General features: G+C 51.0%; 14 protein-coding genes. 4 read left to right on the forward strand and 10 right to left on the reverse strand.

The features are described from left to right. Window positions 1–137 precede the first annotated feature (137 nt). Window positions 138–1001 carry a protein bax gene (locus tag AB1E22_RS08635; protein WP_367594959.1) on the forward strand — a complete coding sequence of 288 codons (864 nt, stop codon included), beginning with the start codon at window positions 138–140 and terminating at the stop codon, window positions 999–1001. 80 nt (window positions 1002–1081) lie between these two features. Here AB1E22_RS08635 and xylR read toward each other — a convergent pair whose 3' ends face one another. The 4 genes from xylR to xylF all read right to left on the reverse strand — a co-directional run bounded on the left by xylR (window position 1082) and on the right by xylF (window position 6113). Next, window positions 1082–2260 carry a D-xylose utilization transcriptional activator XylR gene (xylR, locus tag AB1E22_RS08640; RefSeq protein ID WP_367594960.1) on the reverse strand — a complete coding sequence of 393 codons (1179 nt, stop codon included), beginning with the start codon at window positions 2258–2260 and terminating at the stop codon, window positions 1082–1084. Window positions 2261–2355: 95 nt separating this feature from the next. Then, window positions 2356–3537 (reverse strand): xylose ABC transporter permease XylH, encoded by a 1182-nt coding sequence (xylH, locus tag AB1E22_RS08645; protein ID WP_367594961.1) that lies wholly within the window; start codon window positions 3535–3537, stop codon window positions 2356–2358. Continuing rightward, the gene (locus AB1E22_RS08650) at window positions 3515–5056 is read right to left on the reverse strand and encodes a xylose ABC transporter ATP-binding protein (RefSeq protein ID WP_367594962.1); all 1542 of its coding nucleotides are present in this window, start codon (window positions 5054–5056) and stop codon (window positions 3515–3517) included. The genes xylH and AB1E22_RS08650 overlap by 23 nt, the downstream gene beginning before the upstream one ends. A 64-nt stretch (window positions 5057–5120) precedes the next feature. After that, entirely contained in the window at window positions 5121–6113 is a 993-nt protein-coding gene (xylF, locus tag AB1E22_RS08655) for a D-xylose ABC transporter substrate-binding protein (protein WP_367597349.1), read from the reverse strand. 377 nt (window positions 6114–6490) lie between these two features. Between xylF and xylA the strand changes: the two genes are divergently transcribed. Together xylA and xylB are read left to right on the forward strand one after the other, a co-directional pair. Then, complete coding sequence (gene xylA, locus AB1E22_RS08660) at window positions 6491–7813, forward strand: xylose isomerase (RefSeq protein WP_367594963.1); 1323 nt, start codon at window positions 6491–6493, stop codon at window positions 7811–7813. A gap of 89 nt (window positions 7814–7902) precedes the next feature. Further along, window positions 7903–9357: a xylulokinase gene (xylB, locus tag AB1E22_RS08665; protein ID WP_367594964.1), complete on the forward strand. Its 1455-nt coding sequence runs from the start codon at window positions 7903–7905 to the stop codon at window positions 9355–9357. A gap of 45 nt (window positions 9358–9402) precedes the next feature. Here xylB and gntU read toward each other — a convergent pair whose 3' ends face one another. From gntU to AB1E22_RS08690, 5 genes are all read right to left on the reverse strand, one after another. Beyond that, window positions 9403–10743 (reverse strand): gluconate transporter, encoded by a 1341-nt coding sequence (gene gntU, locus AB1E22_RS08670; RefSeq protein ID WP_367594965.1) that lies wholly within the window; start codon window positions 10741–10743, stop codon window positions 9403–9405. Next, window positions 10740–11273 (reverse strand): gluconokinase, encoded by a 534-nt coding sequence (gene gntK / locus AB1E22_RS08675; RefSeq protein WP_367594966.1) that lies wholly within the window; start codon window positions 11271–11273, stop codon window positions 10740–10742. The genes gntU and gntK overlap by 4 nt, the downstream gene beginning before the upstream one ends. A 147-nt stretch (window positions 11274–11420) precedes the next feature. Beyond that, window positions 11421–12416 carry a gluconate operon transcriptional repressor GntR gene (gene gntR, locus AB1E22_RS08680; RefSeq protein WP_367594967.1) on the reverse strand — a complete coding sequence of 332 codons (996 nt, stop codon included), beginning with the start codon at window positions 12414–12416 and terminating at the stop codon, window positions 11421–11423. Window positions 12417–12521: 105 nt separating this feature from the next. Then, window positions 12522–13217, reverse strand: coding sequence for a pirin family protein (locus AB1E22_RS08685; protein WP_367594968.1), 696 nt, complete (start codon window positions 13215–13217; stop codon window positions 12522–12524). Window positions 13218–13341: 124 nt separating this feature from the next. Continuing rightward, window positions 13342–14379: an oxidoreductase gene (locus AB1E22_RS08690; RefSeq protein ID WP_367594969.1), complete on the reverse strand. Its 1038-nt coding sequence runs from the start codon at window positions 14377–14379 to the stop codon at window positions 13342–13344. A gap of 357 nt (window positions 14380–14736) precedes the next feature. On the opposite strand from AB1E22_RS08690, the gene yhhY reads away from it, so the two are divergent. Next, the gene (gene yhhY / locus AB1E22_RS08695) at window positions 14737–15234 is read left to right on the forward strand and encodes an N-acetyltransferase (protein WP_367594970.1); all 498 of its coding nucleotides are present in this window, start codon (window positions 14737–14739) and stop codon (window positions 15232–15234) included. Window positions 15235–15327: 93 nt separating this feature from the next. On the opposite strand, the gene ggt is transcribed toward yhhY, so the two are convergent. Then, the gene (gene ggt / locus AB1E22_RS08700) at window positions 15328–17100 is read right to left on the reverse strand and encodes a gamma-glutamyltransferase (RefSeq protein WP_367594971.1); all 1773 of its coding nucleotides are present in this window, start codon (window positions 17098–17100) and stop codon (window positions 15328–15330) included. Window positions 17101–17181 lie beyond the last annotated feature (81 nt).

Here is a 17181-nt window from a genome sequence, read left to right on the forward strand (position 1 = left end):
TACGTGACTTAGTTTCAGAATCGGATTATTTCTTTTGGTGCTCTTGAGGTCTATTTTTGGTACTATCTGCGTTTACTTTATTCGAAACCTTTGACAAATAAGGCACAGGAAACGTAACGATCCGACCAGGAGATCCAATGATATCAACCCCAATCCGACGATTTGGGGCTGCGATACTTATGTTACTGACCTTCAGTTTTTCAACTGGGGTATTAGCAAGTAAACATGAGCCAAAATCGCATAAAGCCCATTTAGTGACGAAAAAAAGCACTGCTCCAAAAAGCATTGCAGCGAAAAGTAAGACGACACACAGTAAGAAACTGGCAAAGAGTAAAAAAGAGTATTCTCGCAATAGTGAAATTGCATCGCTCCCTGATTTGCGAAAATACCCTTCCGGAACACCTAGAAAAAAAGCGTTTCTCCGGACAGTCATGCCATATATTACTAGTCAAAATGCAGCGATCACTGCTGACCGTAACTGGCTGGTTTCTAAGCAATATGAGAAACGCTGGTCACCGTCAGAGCGTACACGCCTGAAAGATATTACCAAGCGCTATAAAATTGCGTGGAACGGTAATACGAAGCGCGTGCCGTGGAACACGCTGATGGAAAAAGTCGACATCATTCCTACCAACATGGTAGCAACGATGGCCGCAGCCGAAAGTGGCTGGGGTACGTCTAAACTCGCGCGTAGTAATAACAACTTGTTTGGTATGAAATGCAGCAAGCGCCATTGCAACAGCGAGCCAGGCAAAGTAAAAGGCTATTCGCATTATGATTCTGTTAAAGAAGGCGTTAACGCTTACGTAACAAATCTTAATACACATCCAGCCTACAATTCTTTCCGTAAATCACGCGCTCAATTGCGTAAAGCGGATCAAGAAGTGACTGCCAGCAATATGATTCATAAGCTGAAAGGGTATTCCACAAAAGGTAATAGCTATAACAACTACCTATTTGCGATGTATCAATCCAATCAGCGTTTTATGGCACCGAACTAATTAACTAAAATAAGATGTTAATAATAAGTAATAATTTACGCCTTCAATCTGAAGGCGTTTTTTTTATCAAGAATTAGCATTTAAACCAGAATTTCGCTGTGCCGCTCGCGGTGCTCTTTCGGCGTTGCGTCATACTCTTTCTTAAAGACGGAATAGAAATATTGCAGCGAAGGGTAACCGCACATCTGCGATATTTCATTAATCGACAAAGACGTAGACACCAGCAGGCTACGCGCTTTTTCGAGTTTTTCGGCATGAATCATCGCGTGAATCGTCTCACCAACTTCCTCTTTAAAACGCTTCTCCAGATTGGACCGCGAAATCCCGACGGCATCCAATACCTGCTCAACTTTAATGCCTTTGCAGGCATGATTACGGATGTAGTGCATGGCCTGAATCACCGCCGGATCATGCAAAGAACGGTAGTCCGTTGAACGACGCTCCACTACGCGCACCGGTGGCACCAGAACACGCTGCAATGCCAGCGGCTCGTTGTCCATCAAACGATGCAGTAATTTAGCGGCCTGATACCCCATCTGCCTTGTCCCCTGCGCCACCGATGAGAGCGCCACGCGCGATAAATAACGCGTTAGCTCCTCGTTATCGATGCCAATCACACAAAGTTTTTCGGGGACGGGAATATGCAGATGCTCGCAAACCTGCAGCAAATGGCGTGCGCGTGCATCCGTCACGGCAATAATGCCGGTTTGCGGAGGTAATGTTTGCACCCAGTCTGCCAGGCGATTTTGCGCGTGTTGCCAGTTTTCAGGTGCCGTTTCTATGCCCTGATAAACCACGCCGCGGTATTTTTCTTTTGCCACCAGTTGGTTAAAAGCGTATTCCCGCTCCATCGCCCAGCGCTTGCCGCTGGAGTTCGGTAAACCGTAGAAGGCGAAACGCTGAACACCCTTTTCTTTGAGGTGTAAAAAGGCGCTTTCCACCAGCGCGTGGTTGTCGGTCGCGATGTAATGCACCGGTGGATAGTGTTCAGGCAAGTGATAGGAGCCCCCGACACCAACAATCGGGACATCAGCCCCATCTAACAACCGTTGGATTTCGGCGTCATCAAAATCGGCAATGACGCCATCGCCCAGCCACTCTTTGATGTTATCGATACGGGCGCGAAAATCCTCTTCAATAAAAATATCCCACTCAGATTGAGATGCCTGCAAATATTCGCCAACCCCTTCCACCACCTGGCGGTCGTAGGCTTTATTGGCATTGAATAACAACGTAATGCGGTGACGTTTCTCAAACATACTTTTTTCCCTGATAACAAACCCGTATGTGCAATATCACAAGTGCAACAATGCCGTGGGAACCTTCCCCCGGCATTGTGATCGCTTGCACACTCTTACGTTCTGCGTTTCGTGGCCGAATCCATCCACACCGCCAGCAACAAGATTGCGCCTTTGACGATGTACTGCCAGAACGTCGGCACATCCATCATGCTCATGCCGTTATCCAGTGACGCCATGATAAATGCGCCCATTACCGCTCCGGCAACGCTTCCTACGCCTCCCGCAAGGCTGGTACCGCCAATCACGCATGCGGCAATAGCATCAAGTTCAGCAATGTTCCCGGCTGATGGAGAGCCCGCCCCCAGACGCGAGCTGAGAATCAGCCCGGCAATGGCAACCATCAGTCCATTGATGGCGAACACCGCAAGCTTAGTGCGCTCGACGTTAATCCCAGAAAGCCGGGCCGCTTCGATATTGCCGCCAATGGCATAAATGCGCCGCCCAAACGCGGTGCGGGTCGCCATAAACATTCCGGCCAGCAGCAGAAGTGTGAGGATTAGCACCGGCGTGGGGACACCGCGATAATCATTGAGCAGCCAGATGGCCCCTAACACGATGATGGCAGTGATTGCCTGACGCCCAACCACACCCGTCGATGCAGGCGTTGCCAGCCCTAATGCCTGGCGGCGAGTCCGCATCCGCCATTGCCAGGCTACAAAAATGACTAACGCTAATGCGCCAATACCAAAACCTATACCGTCAGGCAGGTAACTTTGCCCAATTTGAGACATCGCAGCGCTGGTAGGTGAAACGGTCGTGCCATTGGTAATCCCAATCAGCACGCCGCGAAACGCCAGCATCCCGGCAAGCGTGACGATAAATGACGGCACTTTACGATATGCCACCCACCAACCATTCCACGCCCCCAAAATCAGGCCGAGGAGTAACGTTACAACGATAGTCAGCGGCAAAGGCCACCCTAGCCAGACGTCAAAAATTGCTGCCACGCCGCCCAGCAGGCCCATCATTGAGCCCACAGAAAGGTCAATTTCTGCCGAGATAATGACAAACACCATGCCTACCGCCAGAATCCCGGTGATCGCCGTTTGGCGTAGCAGGTTAGAAACATTTCGGGCGCTGAGATAAGCGCCATCGGTGGTCCAGGTGAAAAACAGCATGATCACAACGATCGCGGCGATCATGACAAAAACCTGAAGGTTAAGCGCCCGCAAGCTCGCAAAAGGTGACGCCGGGGGTGCCGTGAGTTTCATTTCAGACGGATTGCTTTTCGACATGCTTTTCACTCCTCAGTGCGGCTTCCATTACCTGCTCCTGGGTCAGATTATGGTTTACCAGGTCAGCTTTGATTCGCCCTTCGTGCATCACCAAAACTCTGTCGCTCAGGCCGAGCACTTCCGGCAGTTCAGAAGAGATAACAATCACCGCGATCCCCTGCTGAACCAGTTGATTAATCAGTTTGTAGATTTCGTATTTCGCCCCGATATCAATCCCGCGAGTGGGTTCATCGAGAATCAGAATGCGCGGGTTGAGCAGCAGGCAGCGCGCCAGAATCGCTTTTTGCTGATTGCCTCCGCTCAGGCGGCCAATCGCCAGATCGGGTGAAGAGGTTTTTACTTTCAGTCGCCCAATTGATTGCAGGATGCAGTTAAGTTCTGCGGCATCATCAAGATGGGATAACGCGCCAGAAAATTGGCTTAGTGCGGCAAGCGTGATGTTTTGCCCAACCGCCATCACCGGCACGATGCCATCTTTTTTACGATCTTCAGGCACCATCGCAATACCGTGGGCAATGGCTTGTTGGCAATTACCGAGCACGACGGGCTGGTTATCAATGAAAATATGGCCTTCAGATTTACCCGGCCAGACGCCAAACAAACATTGCACCGCTTCAGTACGCCCGGCCCCCACCAAACCCGCAATCCCCAAGATTTCGCCTTTATGCAGTGAAAACGAAATATCGTTCACCCGTTTGATATGCCGGTTAACCGGATGCCAGGCGGTGAGATGCTCCACGCGCAGGATTTCATCCCCGATGTGGTGAGGTTCATTGGGGTAAAGCGCCGTGAGCTCACGCCCGACCATCATAGTGATGATGTCTTCCTCACTCATTAGCGCCGCATCACGTGTGCCAATCGGCTTGCCGTCGCGGATAACGCAGATGGAGTCAGAAATGGCTTTCACTTCATTGAGCTTGTGGGAGATATAAATGCAGGCGATACCGTGCGCTTGCAGGTCGCGAATGATCCCCAGAAGCACCGCCGTTTCTTGCTCGGTTAGTGAAGCGGTAGGTTCATCAAGAATCAGCAAGCGCACCTGTTTATTCAGCGCTTTGGCAATTTCAACCAGCTGCTGCTGGCCCAATCCGAGGGAGCCCACGCGCGTATCCGGAGAAATATTTAAACTCACCTGCGCCAGGAGTTTCTGGCAACGCAGCGTCATGCTGTCGTAATCCAGTACCCCATGACGTGATATTTCAGCGCCGAGGAAAATATTCTCCAGCACCGTCAAATGCTTAACCAGTGCCAGCTCCTGGTGGATAATCGCAATACCTTTGCGTTCAGTATCACGGATATGGCTGGCCTGAAGTTTTTCACCGGCAAACCAAATTTCACCTTCGTAGCTACCAAAGGGGTAAATGCCGCACAGCACTTTCATCAGCGTGGATTTTCCTGAGCCGTTTTCACCGCAAAGCGACATCACTTCACCAGCATTAACGGACACGCTGACGCTATCCACGGCCTTCACGACACCAAAGGCTTTGGTGATATTTTTCATTTCCAGTAAACAAGGCATAGCCCCTCCTTTACCTCTTTTAAGGGTATCGCCCGTGCAAAGCATGCCGCACGGGCGCAGCGGGTTACAGCTCGTTCTTTTTGTGGAAACCGTCTGCCACAACGGTGGTATCAATATTGGATTTATCCACTTCGATTGGCGTCAGAAGGCGGGAAGGGACATCCTTAACACCGTTATTCAGTTTGGCGTCGGAGGCAGGTTGTTTGCCCTCGCCCAATTCCACCGCAATTTCAGCAGCGGTATTCGCAAGTTTGGTAATGGGTTTGTATACCGTCATAGTTTGGGTACCGGCGATGATGCGCTTAACCCCTGCTAAGTCCGCATCCTGCCCGGAAATTGCCACTTTACCCGCTAACCCTTGGGCACTGAGCGCCTGAATTGCACCGCCCGCTGTTGCATCGTTTGATGCCACAACCGCATCAATTTTGTTGTTATTGGCCGTCAGCGCATTCTCCATAATTTTCAGCGCATTTTCTGGCAGCCAACCGTCAGCCCATTGATCGCCGACGACTTTTATTTTCCCACTCTCAATATAAGGTTTTAATACTTTCATCTGGCCTTCACGGAATAGCTTGGCATTATTATCTACAGGCGAGCCGCCCATTAAGAAATAATTACCAGAAGGCACTTTATTAACAATGCTTTGGGCTTGTAACTCGCCGACTTTTTCATTATCAAAAGAGATATAATAATCAATGTCGGCATTATTAATCATGCGATCGTACGCTAATACTTTTATCCCTTCTCTTTTTGCTTCGGCAATCACATTACTTAATACCTGGCCGTTGTAAGGAATAATGACCAGGACATCAACACCACGGTTAATCATGTTTTCGATTTGCGACATCTGCGTCTCTTCATTGCCGTTGGCAGACTGAACAAACACCTTCGCCCCTAGCGATTCGGCTTTTTTAACAAAAATATCGCGGTCTTTCTGCCAGCGTTCAAGACGTAAATCATCTATCGCCATACCGATTTTAACTTCTTTAGCGATACCGCTGATGCTGGTTAGAACGAGTGAGGCACACAACGTTAGCAAGAGGTTCTTAATCTTCATTTTCATCTTTTTATACCTGTGTAGGGTGGGATAAATCGGATTAAAAATTATTAACAGCTATCGACCGGAGGGAATTGTTGTCTGTGAATAGTGATTCAGCAATTACAGATATTTATCTTCTTATTACGTTTTTTTGTTTAATTGTTAATTTATGATGGCGATCGTATTTTAAATTAACAAAGTCATGTGTTGCGGTATTTATTGGAATAACACTCGAGATATTAGCTTGCTTATTTTCACCATTTTTTGCGAGACAGCGCACATTTGAGCATTCTCTTAATCGCAGTGTGAAATAACGTAATTGAGCAACGTCCAAGGAAAATAGAGGATGGTTACAGAATCGCTTACTTGCCGTTCCCCTGATTACGGAGTCAATTATGCAAGCCTATTTCGACCAACTTGATCGTGTACGTTTTGAAGGCCCTAAAACCACTAACCCACTGGCATTCCGCCATTACAATCCTGATGAAATCGTTCTTGGCAAACGCATGGAAGAGCACCTGCGCTTTGCGGCATGTTACTGGCATAACTTCTGCTGGAACGGTGCGGATATGTTCGGCGTTGGCTCGTTTGAACGTCCGTGGCAGCAGCCCGGTGACGCGCTTGCGTTGGCAAAAGGCAAAGCCGATGTGGCCTTTGAGTTTTTCCACAAACTCAACGTGCCGTATTACTGTTTCCACGATGTAGACGTTTCTCCGGAAGGGGCATCGCTCAAAGAGTATTTGAATAACTTCGCGCACATGACCGATGTGCTGGCGCAAAAACAGCAAGAAACCGGTGTGAAACTGCTGTGGGGTACGGCTAACTGCTTTACCAATCCACGTTACGGCGCGGGTGCGTCCACCAACCCTGATCCGGAAGTGTTCTCCTGGGCGGCTACGCAAGTCGCCACGGCGATGAATGCTACACACAAGCTGGGTGGGGAAAACTATGTCTTATGGGGTGGGCGTGAAGGTTACGAATCCCTGCTGAATACCGATCTGCGCCAGGAACGCGAGCAAATTGGCCGCTTCATGCAGATGGTCGTTGAGCATAAACACAAAATCGGTTTCCGCGGCACGCTGCTTATCGAACCGAAACCGCAAGAGCCAACGAAACATCAGTACGATTATGATGTTGCCACCGTCTACGGCTTCCTGAAACAGTTTGGTCTGGAAAAAGAGATCAAAGTAAATATTGAAGCCAACCACGCAACGCTTGCCGGTCACTCGTTCCATCACGAAATCGCCAGCGCCATTGCGCTGGGCATCTTCGGCTCTGTTGACGCCAACCGCGGCGATCCGCAGTTGGGTTGGGACACCGATCAGTTCCCGAACAGCGTGGAAGAGAACGCGTTAGTGATGTACGAAATCCTTAAAGCAGGCGGCTTCACCACCGGTGGCCTGAACTTTGACGCCAAAGTTCGTCGCCAAAGCACCGATAAGTACGATCTGTTCTATGGTCATATTGGTGCGATGGACGTGATGGCGCTGTCGCTGAAAATCGCCGCGCGTATGATTGAAGACGGTGAACTGGATAAGCGTGTCGCGAAGCGTTATGCCGGTTGGAACAGTGAGATTGGCCAGCAAATTCTGAAAGGGCAAATGTCGCTCGCACAAGTTGCACAGTATGCTGAACAGCATAACCTGGCACCGCAGCATCAAAGCGGGCATCAGGAACTGCTGGAAAACCTGGTAAATCATTACCTGTTTGATAAATAAAAACTCCTGATGGAGCCAAAGGGTGGATGGCGCATGCGCTTTTCCACCCGACTATTTCGAAACCAAACCTTCTGCAAGGAACGGCCACTATGTACATCGGAATCGATCTCGGAACATCAGGTGTGAAGGTCATTTTGCTCGGAGAGCAAGGCGAGGTGCTCGCTTCACGGACTGAAACGCTGAATGTGTCACGCCCGCACCCGTTATGGTCTGAGCAAGATCCAGAAGACTGGTGGCAAGCGACGGACAGGGCAATGAAAGCGCTCGGTGAACAGCATTCCCTGCAGGGCGTAAAAGCGCTGGGGATAGCCGGGCAAATGCACGGGGCTACACTGCTTGATAGCCAGCAGAAAGTATTGCGCCCGGCTATTTTATGGAACGACGGCCGCTGCGGAGAAGAGTGCGCCTTGCTTGAAGCCAACGTGCCGGAATCACGTGAGATTACTGGCAACCTGATGATGCCTGGTTTTACCGCGCCAAAACTACTCTGGGTTCAACGTCAAGAACCTGAAGTTTTCGCGCAAATCGATAAAGTGCTGTTACCGAAAGATTACCTGCGTCTGCGTATGACCGGTATTTTCGCAAGCGATATGTCCGATGCCGCAGGTACCCTGTGGCTGGATGTCGCGAAGCGAGACTGGAGCGACAAAATGCTCGACGCCTGCAAGCTAAGCCGCCAACAAATGCCGGATTTATACGAAGGTAGCGAAATTACCGGTATGCTCAAAGCAGACGTTGCCAGGCCGTGGAATATGCCCGCCGTGCCCGTCGTTGCAGGCGGTGGTGATAACGCCGCTGGAGCCGTGGGGGTGGGCATGATGGATGTCGGCCAGGCGATGTTATCGCTCGGAACATCAGGCGTTTACTTCGCGGTTAGCGATGGTTTTCGAAGTAAACCAGAAAGTGCCGTGCACAGTTTTTGCCACGCCTTACCCAACCGCTGGCATTTAATGTCCGTCATGCTGAGCGCCGCCTCCTGTCTTGACTGTGCCGCAAAACTGACCGGCATGGAAAGCGTACCAAAATTATTAGCCGCAGCCGAAAATGCCAACGAAGAAGCCGGAGATATCTGGTTCCTGCCGTATCTTTCGGGCGAGCGCACCCCCCACAATAACCCCCAGGCAAAAGGCGTTTTCTTTGGCTTAACCCATCAGCATGGGCCCGCCGAACTCGCTCGTGCGGTGCTGGAAGGCGTGGGTTATGCATTAGCGGATGGGATGGATGTGGTGCATTCCTGCGGTGTGACACCACAAAGCGTGACGCTAATCGGTGGCGGAGCGCGTAGCCCGTACTGGCGGCAAATGCTGGCAGATATAAGCGGGCAGACGCTGGATTATCGCACCGGGGGCGACGTGGGCCCGGCGCTTGGTGCTGCTCGTCTGGCCCAAATCGCAATGTCTCCGGAAAAACCGTTGCAAGCGCTGCTTCCGCAGTTGCCGCTTGAACAACGCCATCAACCCGATATGACCCGTCACGAAGTCTACACATCTCGCCGCAAAGTGTTTAACCAGATTTATCAGCAGTTGTTGCCGTTGATGTCGTGAGTTTTGACAGTTCGCTCTGGCAAATGACCAGAGCGAACGTCCCTTCTAGGATAAGAGCGAAAAGGCGATCATGCCGACCACGGCACCCGTAGTGCCGAGAATCGTTTCCATCATGGTCCAAGTTTTTAGGGTTTGCGCTTCGGTCGCACCGGTAAACTTACCAAATAGCCAGAAACCAGCGTCGTTTACATGGCTAACGACAATGGAGCCACCCGCAATACAAATCGACAGGGCGGCCATTTGCGCACCGCTATAATTCAGCTGTTCGATAACCGGCATGACCAGGCCAACCGCAGTCAGGCAGGCAACCGTTGCAGACCCCTGAATAATACGAACCGCTGCCGCTAACACGAAGCAGGTTAAGGCGATAGGTAACCCCAGGCCGGTCAGTGCTTCACCCAACGCAGGGCCAACGCCTGAATCGACCAGCACCTGCTTGAACACGCCACCTGCGCCAATGACCAGCAGAATAATGCCCGCCGGTTGCAGCGCATGGCCGCAGATTTCCATCACCTTCTCTTTCGCCATTCCCTGACGGTACGCAAGGCCATAAATAGCCACCAGGCAAGCCACCAGAATCGCGGTGAAAGGATGGCCGATAAATTCAAGCCATTCGTACAGCGTGGAGCCTTCCGTCACGAAACGCGCAGCGATGGTTTTCATCCCAACCAGCACCAGCGGCAGCAGGATCAGCGCCAGGCTGAATCCAAACGATGGCAGTTTGCCCTCGCCTAAATGGGGCTCGCTAATGTCTTCCGGAATATGCAGCTCAACGTATTTGCTGATGAAATTACCGAACAGCGGCCCGGCAATAATCATGCTTGGGATCGCAGCGCAAATACCCAGAAGAATCATCCAGCCGAAATCAGCATGCATTTGGGAAGCGAGGAGCATCGGCGCAGGCCCCGGCAACAAAAACGCAGCGGCGGCGGCAACACCAGCAAACAAGGGAATTACCAACTTAACGAGGTTGGTGCCCGTGTGGCGGGCCATAGAAAACGCCACGCTAATCAACAGGACAATGGCAACTTCAAAGAAGAGCGGCAGAGCACAAATTAAACCCGCCACGCCAATCGCATAATGCGCCCGATTATGCCCGAAGGACTTGAGCATTTTGACGGCGATTTGGTCTACGGCACCCGTTTCGTGAAGGATTTTGCCAAACATCGCACCGAGTGCGACGACGATAGCCAGAAAGCCAAGCGTTCCACCCATGCCTTTTTCCATGGTTGCCGCGATTTTATCGAGCGGCATTCCAGAAAATATCCCGGCACCAATTGAAACCACCATCAATGCCACGAAGGCATGCATTCGCGCCTTCATGACTAAAAATAACAGCAGTAAAACCGAGCCCACCGCTGTTAAAACAAGCGTTAATGTACTCACTGCTCACGGCCTTTATTAATCACATCAATCGTGCTTGCAACAACACCTTCAAGCGGTTGATCGATATTTACCACCAGCACATCCGGTTCATCAGATTTTGGCTCTTCCAGCGTTTCGAACTGCGTCACCAGCATCTGCGTTTTGAAGAAGTGCCCTTTGCGTGCTTTCAGGCGGCTTTCAATTACTTCAAAGTCGCCTTTCATGTAGATGAAAGAGAGATTCGGATTGCCGTCGCGCAGTTGGTCGCGGTAAACCTTTTTCAGCGCCGAGCAAACAATCAGGGAAACTTTGTTAGTACGCTGCATGGCGAAAGCCGCGTCGTTTAAAGCTTGCAGCCAGGGTTTACGGTCGTCATCGTTGAGAGGCTCGCCGGATGCCATTTTCATGATATTGCTGCGGGGATGCAGAAAATCACCGTCGAGGAATGCGGCTTTAAGCTGATGAGCAACTTCGCCTGCAACAGCAGATTTACCGCTGCCAGAGACGCCCATCAGGACGTAGATATGGTGGTCATGGTTGGTAGTGCTCATAGCGTAGCTCCGACTGGCCCAACAATATTATTAAGAATTGTTACGGGTAACTGTTATCGGTAACATTGTCAGTAGAGTCTATGGAATAAGCAATAACCATTAATCTAAAAAGTGAGTAAGTGTGAACTGCATCAAAAAACAGCCGCGTTAAATGGAACCACCCGGCGACAATGTAAAACCTAAGTCGAGCATTTGCGGAGTGACGGTTTCACCGCGGATCCTCGCCAGTAAACGCTCAGCCCCAATGCGCCCCATTCGTTCACGCGGCGTCAGTACGCTGGCAAGACGCGGCTCCATGACCTGGCCGATATCATGCCCGTGGAAACCGGCAATCGCCATATCCCCCGGAATACTCAGCCCCTGACGCTGGCATTCAAACGCCGCCCCAATCGCTAAGTCATCGTTGGTACAGAAGATACTGTCGAGCTGCGGATATTCACGGCGTGCCTGGCGGAACAGTTCAATACCGGTGGAATAAGAAGAAGAGTTTTCAACCATCACGCTATACGGCACAAGACCCGCATCACGCATCGCCTGCTCATACCCTTTTTTCTTAATCACGGTACGTTCATCGAGACGCGCGCCAAGATAAGCGACGTGACGATGGCCACGCGCAATAATCGCGGCGGTCATCTGGCGTGCGGCTTCAAAGTTATCGAACCCGACAGCAATGTCGAGACACGGTGACACGCTGTCCATTAATTCCACAACGGGAATCCCGGCCACTTCAATCATTTTTAAGGTGCGCGGAGTATGGGTGCGTTCGGTGAGAATAAGACCGTCAATATTCCAGGAAAGCATGGATTCCAGACGCTCTTCTTCCAGCTCCGGTTTATAGCCGTAGTGAGCAAGCATAGTCTGGTAGCCGTAAGCATCTATGACATTTTCAATGCCACGCAAAACTTCCGCGAAAACCTGGTTGGTCAGCGAGGGCAATAACACGCCGATAGCGCGGCTGGTCGAATTTGAAAGGATGTCTGGTGCGCGGTTGGGAATGTAGCCAAGCTCATCAAGGGCTGCGGCAATTTTTACCTGTAACGCGGCAGAAACCTGGTCGGGGTTTCGCAAAAAGCGACTGACCGTCATTTTGGTTATGCCAACGCGGTCCGCAACGTCCTGTAATACCGGTCTTTTCTTTTTCATTGTCCAGCTGTGTGGGTTAACTATCGACAACGAAGTTTAGCACGGACAAAGCACAACCTTCCCCTGTTTCAGGAGAAGGTTGTGACCGGTAACTATTGGAAAATGTTAGACTGGCGGTAAATCAAACAGCAGAACTTCGCTCGCTTCGTTGGCATGAATCGAAATCGCTTGTTCATCCCACACGGCAACCGCATCGCTGGTTTTGGCCGTTGTGCCATTGATAGACACTTCACCTTTCACCACCTGAACCCAGATACGGCGGTCTGCCGGGATCTGATAGACAGATTGCTCGTCTTTTGCCAGCGCCCAGCGCGACAGTTCCATATCCTGATTCACTTTCAATGAACCGTCTCGCGCATCCGGTGAAAGCACCAGTTGGCGGCCCTGCGGCGCATCAAAACGGCGCTGGTCGTAACGCGGTGTGATGCCTGTTTTTTCTGGGATGATCCAGATTTGGTACAAACGCAGGCGCTCGGTTTGGCTTGGGTTGTACTCGGAGTGAGTAATCCCGGTACCGGCACTCATAATCTGAAATTCGCCCGCAGGCACTTTTTCTTCGTTGCCCATGCTGTCCCGGTGCGCAACCGCGCCTTCCAGCACATAGGTCAGGATTTCCATATCTTTGTGCGGATGGGTACCAAAACCTTCACCAGCTTCCACCACGTCTTCGTTAATCACACGTAATGCCGAGAAACCCATGAAATTGGCATCGTAATAATTAGCGAAAGAGAAGGTATGCCAGCTATCCAACCAGCCATGATTCGCGTGACCACGTTCTTCAGCTTTTCTTAAAAAGATCATTTTCATTTCTCCGCATTCGTTTGATGGGGCTAAGTGTGGACCCGAATCGGAAATGATCATAGAGGGTGAAAATTGACGCCTCTGTTCAAAAAATATGAATGAGTCAGCGGCGTCATTTTTCAGGTCAGGCGAGGGTTACCGTTGATGGAGAAGCCTGCTCGAAACCACGTTCGAGGATCTCAAGGTTGGTGAAAGCTTCAATTTCTCTGACGTAATTAGGCTTGCCGTTCAGAATGGTTTCGTACAGCGCGTCATACACGCGGCCATAATCACCCGTTTCCGGTTTCAACTCTTCACGCACCGTTTCGCCAGCGTCGTTCACATACTCAAGCACACCTACGCTGCTGTCTGCCGCAAATCCCGGTTCACCCGGCATGATATACGCTTTCAGGCTGGTTTCTTGCTGATCGATACCGTACTTAATGAATGACCCTTTGGTGCCGTGAACCTGGAATTTCGGGTAGTCAATTTTCACCAGGTGGCTGGTTTTGACAATGGCTTTCATATCGCCATAGAAAAGCTGCGCTTCGAAAGTGTCATCCGGATTGGCTTTATTGCGCACGCTACGAATGTCGTAAGCGACGTGATCCGGGCGGCCAAATAGCGAAATAATTTGGTCCATGGTGTGCACGCCAAGGCCATAAAATGCGCCATCCGCCGGTAAACCAGGTTTAGTTTCTGCAACCGGGCGATACATATCAAAGTGGCTTTCTATCTCAACAATTTCACCCAGCTTCCCGCTTTCGATGGCTTTTTTCATCGTCAAGAAACAGGAGTCGAAACGGCGGTTCTGGTAAGGCGTGACGGTCAGGCCCTTGGATCTTGCCAGTTCAAACAGCTCTTTAGCTTCGGCAAGCGTCGGGGTAAAGGGCTTTTCCACCAGCACATTTTTACCCGCTTCCAGCGCCCGTTTCGCGTATTCGAAATGGCTGTCGGCATGGGTACAAACCACCACCAGTTTCACCTGCGGATCGTTCAGGACTTCGTCTAAATCGCTGGTGAAATGAATGTGGCTATATTCCGGCTGCTGCTCGATTTCGGGCTTTTCATGGCGACGGAAAATATGGGCAACGTGGAATTTATCTTTACGAACCAGTACGTAAGGGAGGTGGTAACGGGTGGTGCTTTTGCCAAAACCTATAAAAGCGCAGTGTAGGGTCATTGCTTCATCCTTTTTGATTTTGAATGGTATTTACCCTACTGCAAATTCCGGCGGATGGCACTTCGTTTATCCGCCCTACCATTACCTTACCCCCTTCGTAGGGTGGATAAGCGAAAGCGCCATCCACCGAAAGGGCAAAAAAAAAGCCAGCGCTAGGCTGGCTAAAGTAATACTGGAAGCAATGTGAGCAATGTCGTGCTTTCAGGATGTCTCCGTAGGGGTCTCCCCTGAACGCATGGCAATAATAATCATTATCATTCGCACTTGTCTACTTTTTTTTAGAAAAAATTGGCAGTTGACGAATACTACAAAGTCAATGATGTTGAAGGGGTTACTTAACCAATTGAGGAAAAAGGAATGAGCGAGATAGTGATACGCCACGCGGAATTAAGAGATCTGGATGCGTTACGTCAGATTAATGCCCAACCGGAGGTTTATCACAACACGCTACAAATTCCTCATCCTTCTCTCGAAATGTGGCAAGAACGTATGCAAAATCCGCCCGCTGGCCTTAAACATCTGGTGGCGTGCATTAATGATGTGGTTGCCGGGCATCTTGTCTTGTCGGTCGAGCCAAACCCACGTCGCAGCCACGTTGCGACTTTCGGCCTGAGCGTTTGCGGGCAGTACCGTAACCGCGGCGTCGCCAGCGCGCTAATGCAAGCGATGGTGGATTTATGCGACAACTGGCTGCGCATCGAGCGTATTGAGCTGACGGTATTTGTCGATAACGAACCTGGCGTTACGGTTTACCGTAAATTCGGTTTCGAAATTGAAGGCACCGGGAAGAATTATGCGCTGCGAAACGGGCAGCTTGTGGATGCGTATTTTATGGCGCGGTTTAGACCGGTGTAATTTGGAGTAAGAAGGCGGATGGCGCTTGCGCTTATCCGCCCTACGACTCTGATTTGTAGGGTGGATAAGCGCAAGCGCCATCCACCGAATTATTTAGAATCCCGCCGTCAAATCATCCACCGAACGCGGATCTGACGCACCGTACAATGCGCCATCCGGCCCGATCATAATGCTCTGCGTGCTGCCCATCGCCTCTTTAACTTCCACCTTTTGCCCTTTATCTTTCAATAATTTGAGCGTATCCGGGCTAAAGCCCTTTTCGACTCTTAACTCGTCCGGCAACCATTGATGATGGAAACGCGGCGCGTTGGTCGCTTCGGCGACGTTCATGCCGTAATCGATAGTGTTCATCACCATTTGCAGCACGGTCGTGATAATTCGGCTCCCGCCTGGGCTGCCAGTCACCAGCCAGGTTTTACCGTCTTTCACCACAATCGTTGGCGACATCGACGAAAGCGGGCGCTTGTGTGGCCCGACGGCGTTTGCATCGCCGCCCACCAATCCGTAAACGTTCGGCACGCCAGGTTTGGCTGAGAAATCATCCATTTGGTTATTCATCAGAATACCGGTGTTACCCGCCACAATACCTGTCCCGAACACAGTATTCAGTGTGTAAGTCACCGCCACGGCGTTACCGTCTTTATCCACCACCGAGAAATGCGTGGTCTGGTTACTTTCATACGGCGCGAGGTTGCCCGGCTTGATTTCGCTCGACGGGCGCGCTTTGTTAATGTCGATCTTATCCGCCAGAGATTTGGCGTACGCTTTGTCCGTCAGCGCCTGCCACGGCACTTTCACAAAGTCTGGGTCGCCAAGATATTCCGAGCGGTCGGCATAGGCATATTTCTCAGCTTCAGCGGTTAGCTGCATGGCATCGGCGCTACCAAAGCCGTATTTGGCGAGATCGAAGTTTTCCAGAATATTCAGGATTTCAACGATATGGATACCGCCTGATGACGGTGGCGGCATGGAGAAAATCTGGTAGCCACGGTAATCACCGCTAATTGGCGCACGTTCAACGGCTTTGTAATTCGCCAGATCGGCCTTGCTAATCAGCCCGCCGTTTTTTGCCATCTCTTCGGCGATTTGGTCGGCAATCGTCCCTTTATAGAAAGCATCCGGGCCAATCTCAGCAATCATCTCCAGGCTTTTGGCGAGGTTGGTTTGCACCAGTTTGTCGCCCTTTTGCAGCGGCTCGCCGTCTGCTTTCCAGAAAATAGCTTTGCTGTTTGGGTGATTTGGAAGCACTTCCGCGCCGTAGACTTTCAGGTCTTCAGCCAGCGCATCGTTGACGGTAAATCCGTCCTGCGCCAGTTTGATTGCCGGTTGGATAACTTTGTTGAGCGGCAGCGTACCGTATTTTTCCAGCGCCATCGAGAAACCAGCGACCGTTCCTGGCGTGCCGGATGCCAGATGAGAAGTGAGGGATTTTTTACTGTCGGCGTTGCCCTGCGCATCCAGGAACATATCGCGCGTGGCTTTTTCTGGAGCCATTTCCCGGAAATCAATGGCGGTGGTTTTACCGTCTTTGGTACGCAGCATCATGAAACCGCCGCCGCCAATATTCCCCGCCTGCGGGTGTGTCACCGCCAGCGCAAAGCCCACGGCAACGGCAGCATCAACGGCATTCCCACCTTGTTTTAGAATATCGACGCCCACTTGTGTGGCGAGTGAATCTTGCGAGGCAACCATGCCGTTTTCAGCACGTACCGGGTGAAACACATCCGCTTCCACGCCGTAGGATACGGGAGCCGGAGCCGCAACCGGCGGTGGCGCGGCACTCACCGAGAGGCACAGTCCTATCATTAGCGCGGGAACGGTCATCCAGCGCAGAATTTCCAGACGAGTTGTTTTCCACTGCTTCATCGTTATTTTCTCCATTTTTCAATGAGGTCAATCGCCCAATAAGCCTGGTCCACAATTCCTAAATAATCTTCATATGGATAG

The organism is Buttiauxella gaviniae (genome assembly GCF_040786275.1).
GTDB lineage: Bacteria > Pseudomonadota > Gammaproteobacteria > Enterobacterales > Enterobacteriaceae > Buttiauxella > Buttiauxella gaviniae_A.

Excerpts from the sequence above, each read along its gene's own strand:
- AB1E22_RS08635 (WP_367594959.1), top strand. The coding sequence starts at position 138 with ATGATATCAACCCCAATCCGACGATTTGGGGCTGCGATACTTATGTTA.
- xylR (WP_367594960.1), bottom strand. The coding sequence starts at position 2,260 with ATGTTTGAGAAACGTCACCGCATTACGTTGTTATTCAATGCCAATAAA.
- xylH (WP_367594961.1), bottom strand. The coding sequence starts at position 3,537 with ATGTCGAAAAGCAATCCGTCTGAAATGAAACTCACGGCACCCCCGGCG.
- AB1E22_RS08650 (WP_367594962.1), bottom strand. The coding sequence starts at position 5,056 with ATGCCTTGTTTACTGGAAATGAAAAATATCACCAAAGCCTTTGGTGTC.
- xylF (WP_367597349.1), bottom strand. The coding sequence starts at position 6,113 with ATGAAGATTAAGAACCTCTTGCTAACGTTGTGTGCCTCACTCGTTCTA.
- xylA (WP_367594963.1), top strand. The coding sequence starts at position 6,491 with ATGCAAGCCTATTTCGACCAACTTGATCGTGTACGTTTTGAAGGCCCT.
- xylB (WP_367594964.1), top strand. The coding sequence starts at position 7,903 with ATGTACATCGGAATCGATCTCGGAACATCAGGTGTGAAGGTCATTTTG.
- gntK (WP_367594966.1), bottom strand. The coding sequence starts at position 11,273 with ATGAGCACTACCAACCATGACCACCATATCTACGTCCTGATGGGCGTC.
- gntR (WP_367594967.1), bottom strand. The coding sequence starts at position 12,416 with ATGAAAAAGAAAAGACCGGTATTACAGGACGTTGCGGACCGCGTTGGC.
- AB1E22_RS08685 (WP_367594968.1), bottom strand. The coding sequence starts at position 13,217 with ATGATCTTTTTAAGAAAAGCTGAAGAACGTGGTCACGCGAATCATGGC.
- AB1E22_RS08690 (WP_367594969.1), bottom strand. The coding sequence starts at position 14,379 with ATGACCCTACACTGCGCTTTTATAGGTTTTGGCAAAAGCACCACCCGT.
- yhhY (WP_367594970.1), top strand. The coding sequence starts at position 14,737 with ATGAGCGAGATAGTGATACGCCACGCGGAATTAAGAGATCTGGATGCG.
- ggt (WP_367594971.1), bottom strand. The coding sequence starts at position 17,100 with ATGAAGCAGTGGAAAACAACTCGTCTGGAAATTCTGCGCTGGATGACC.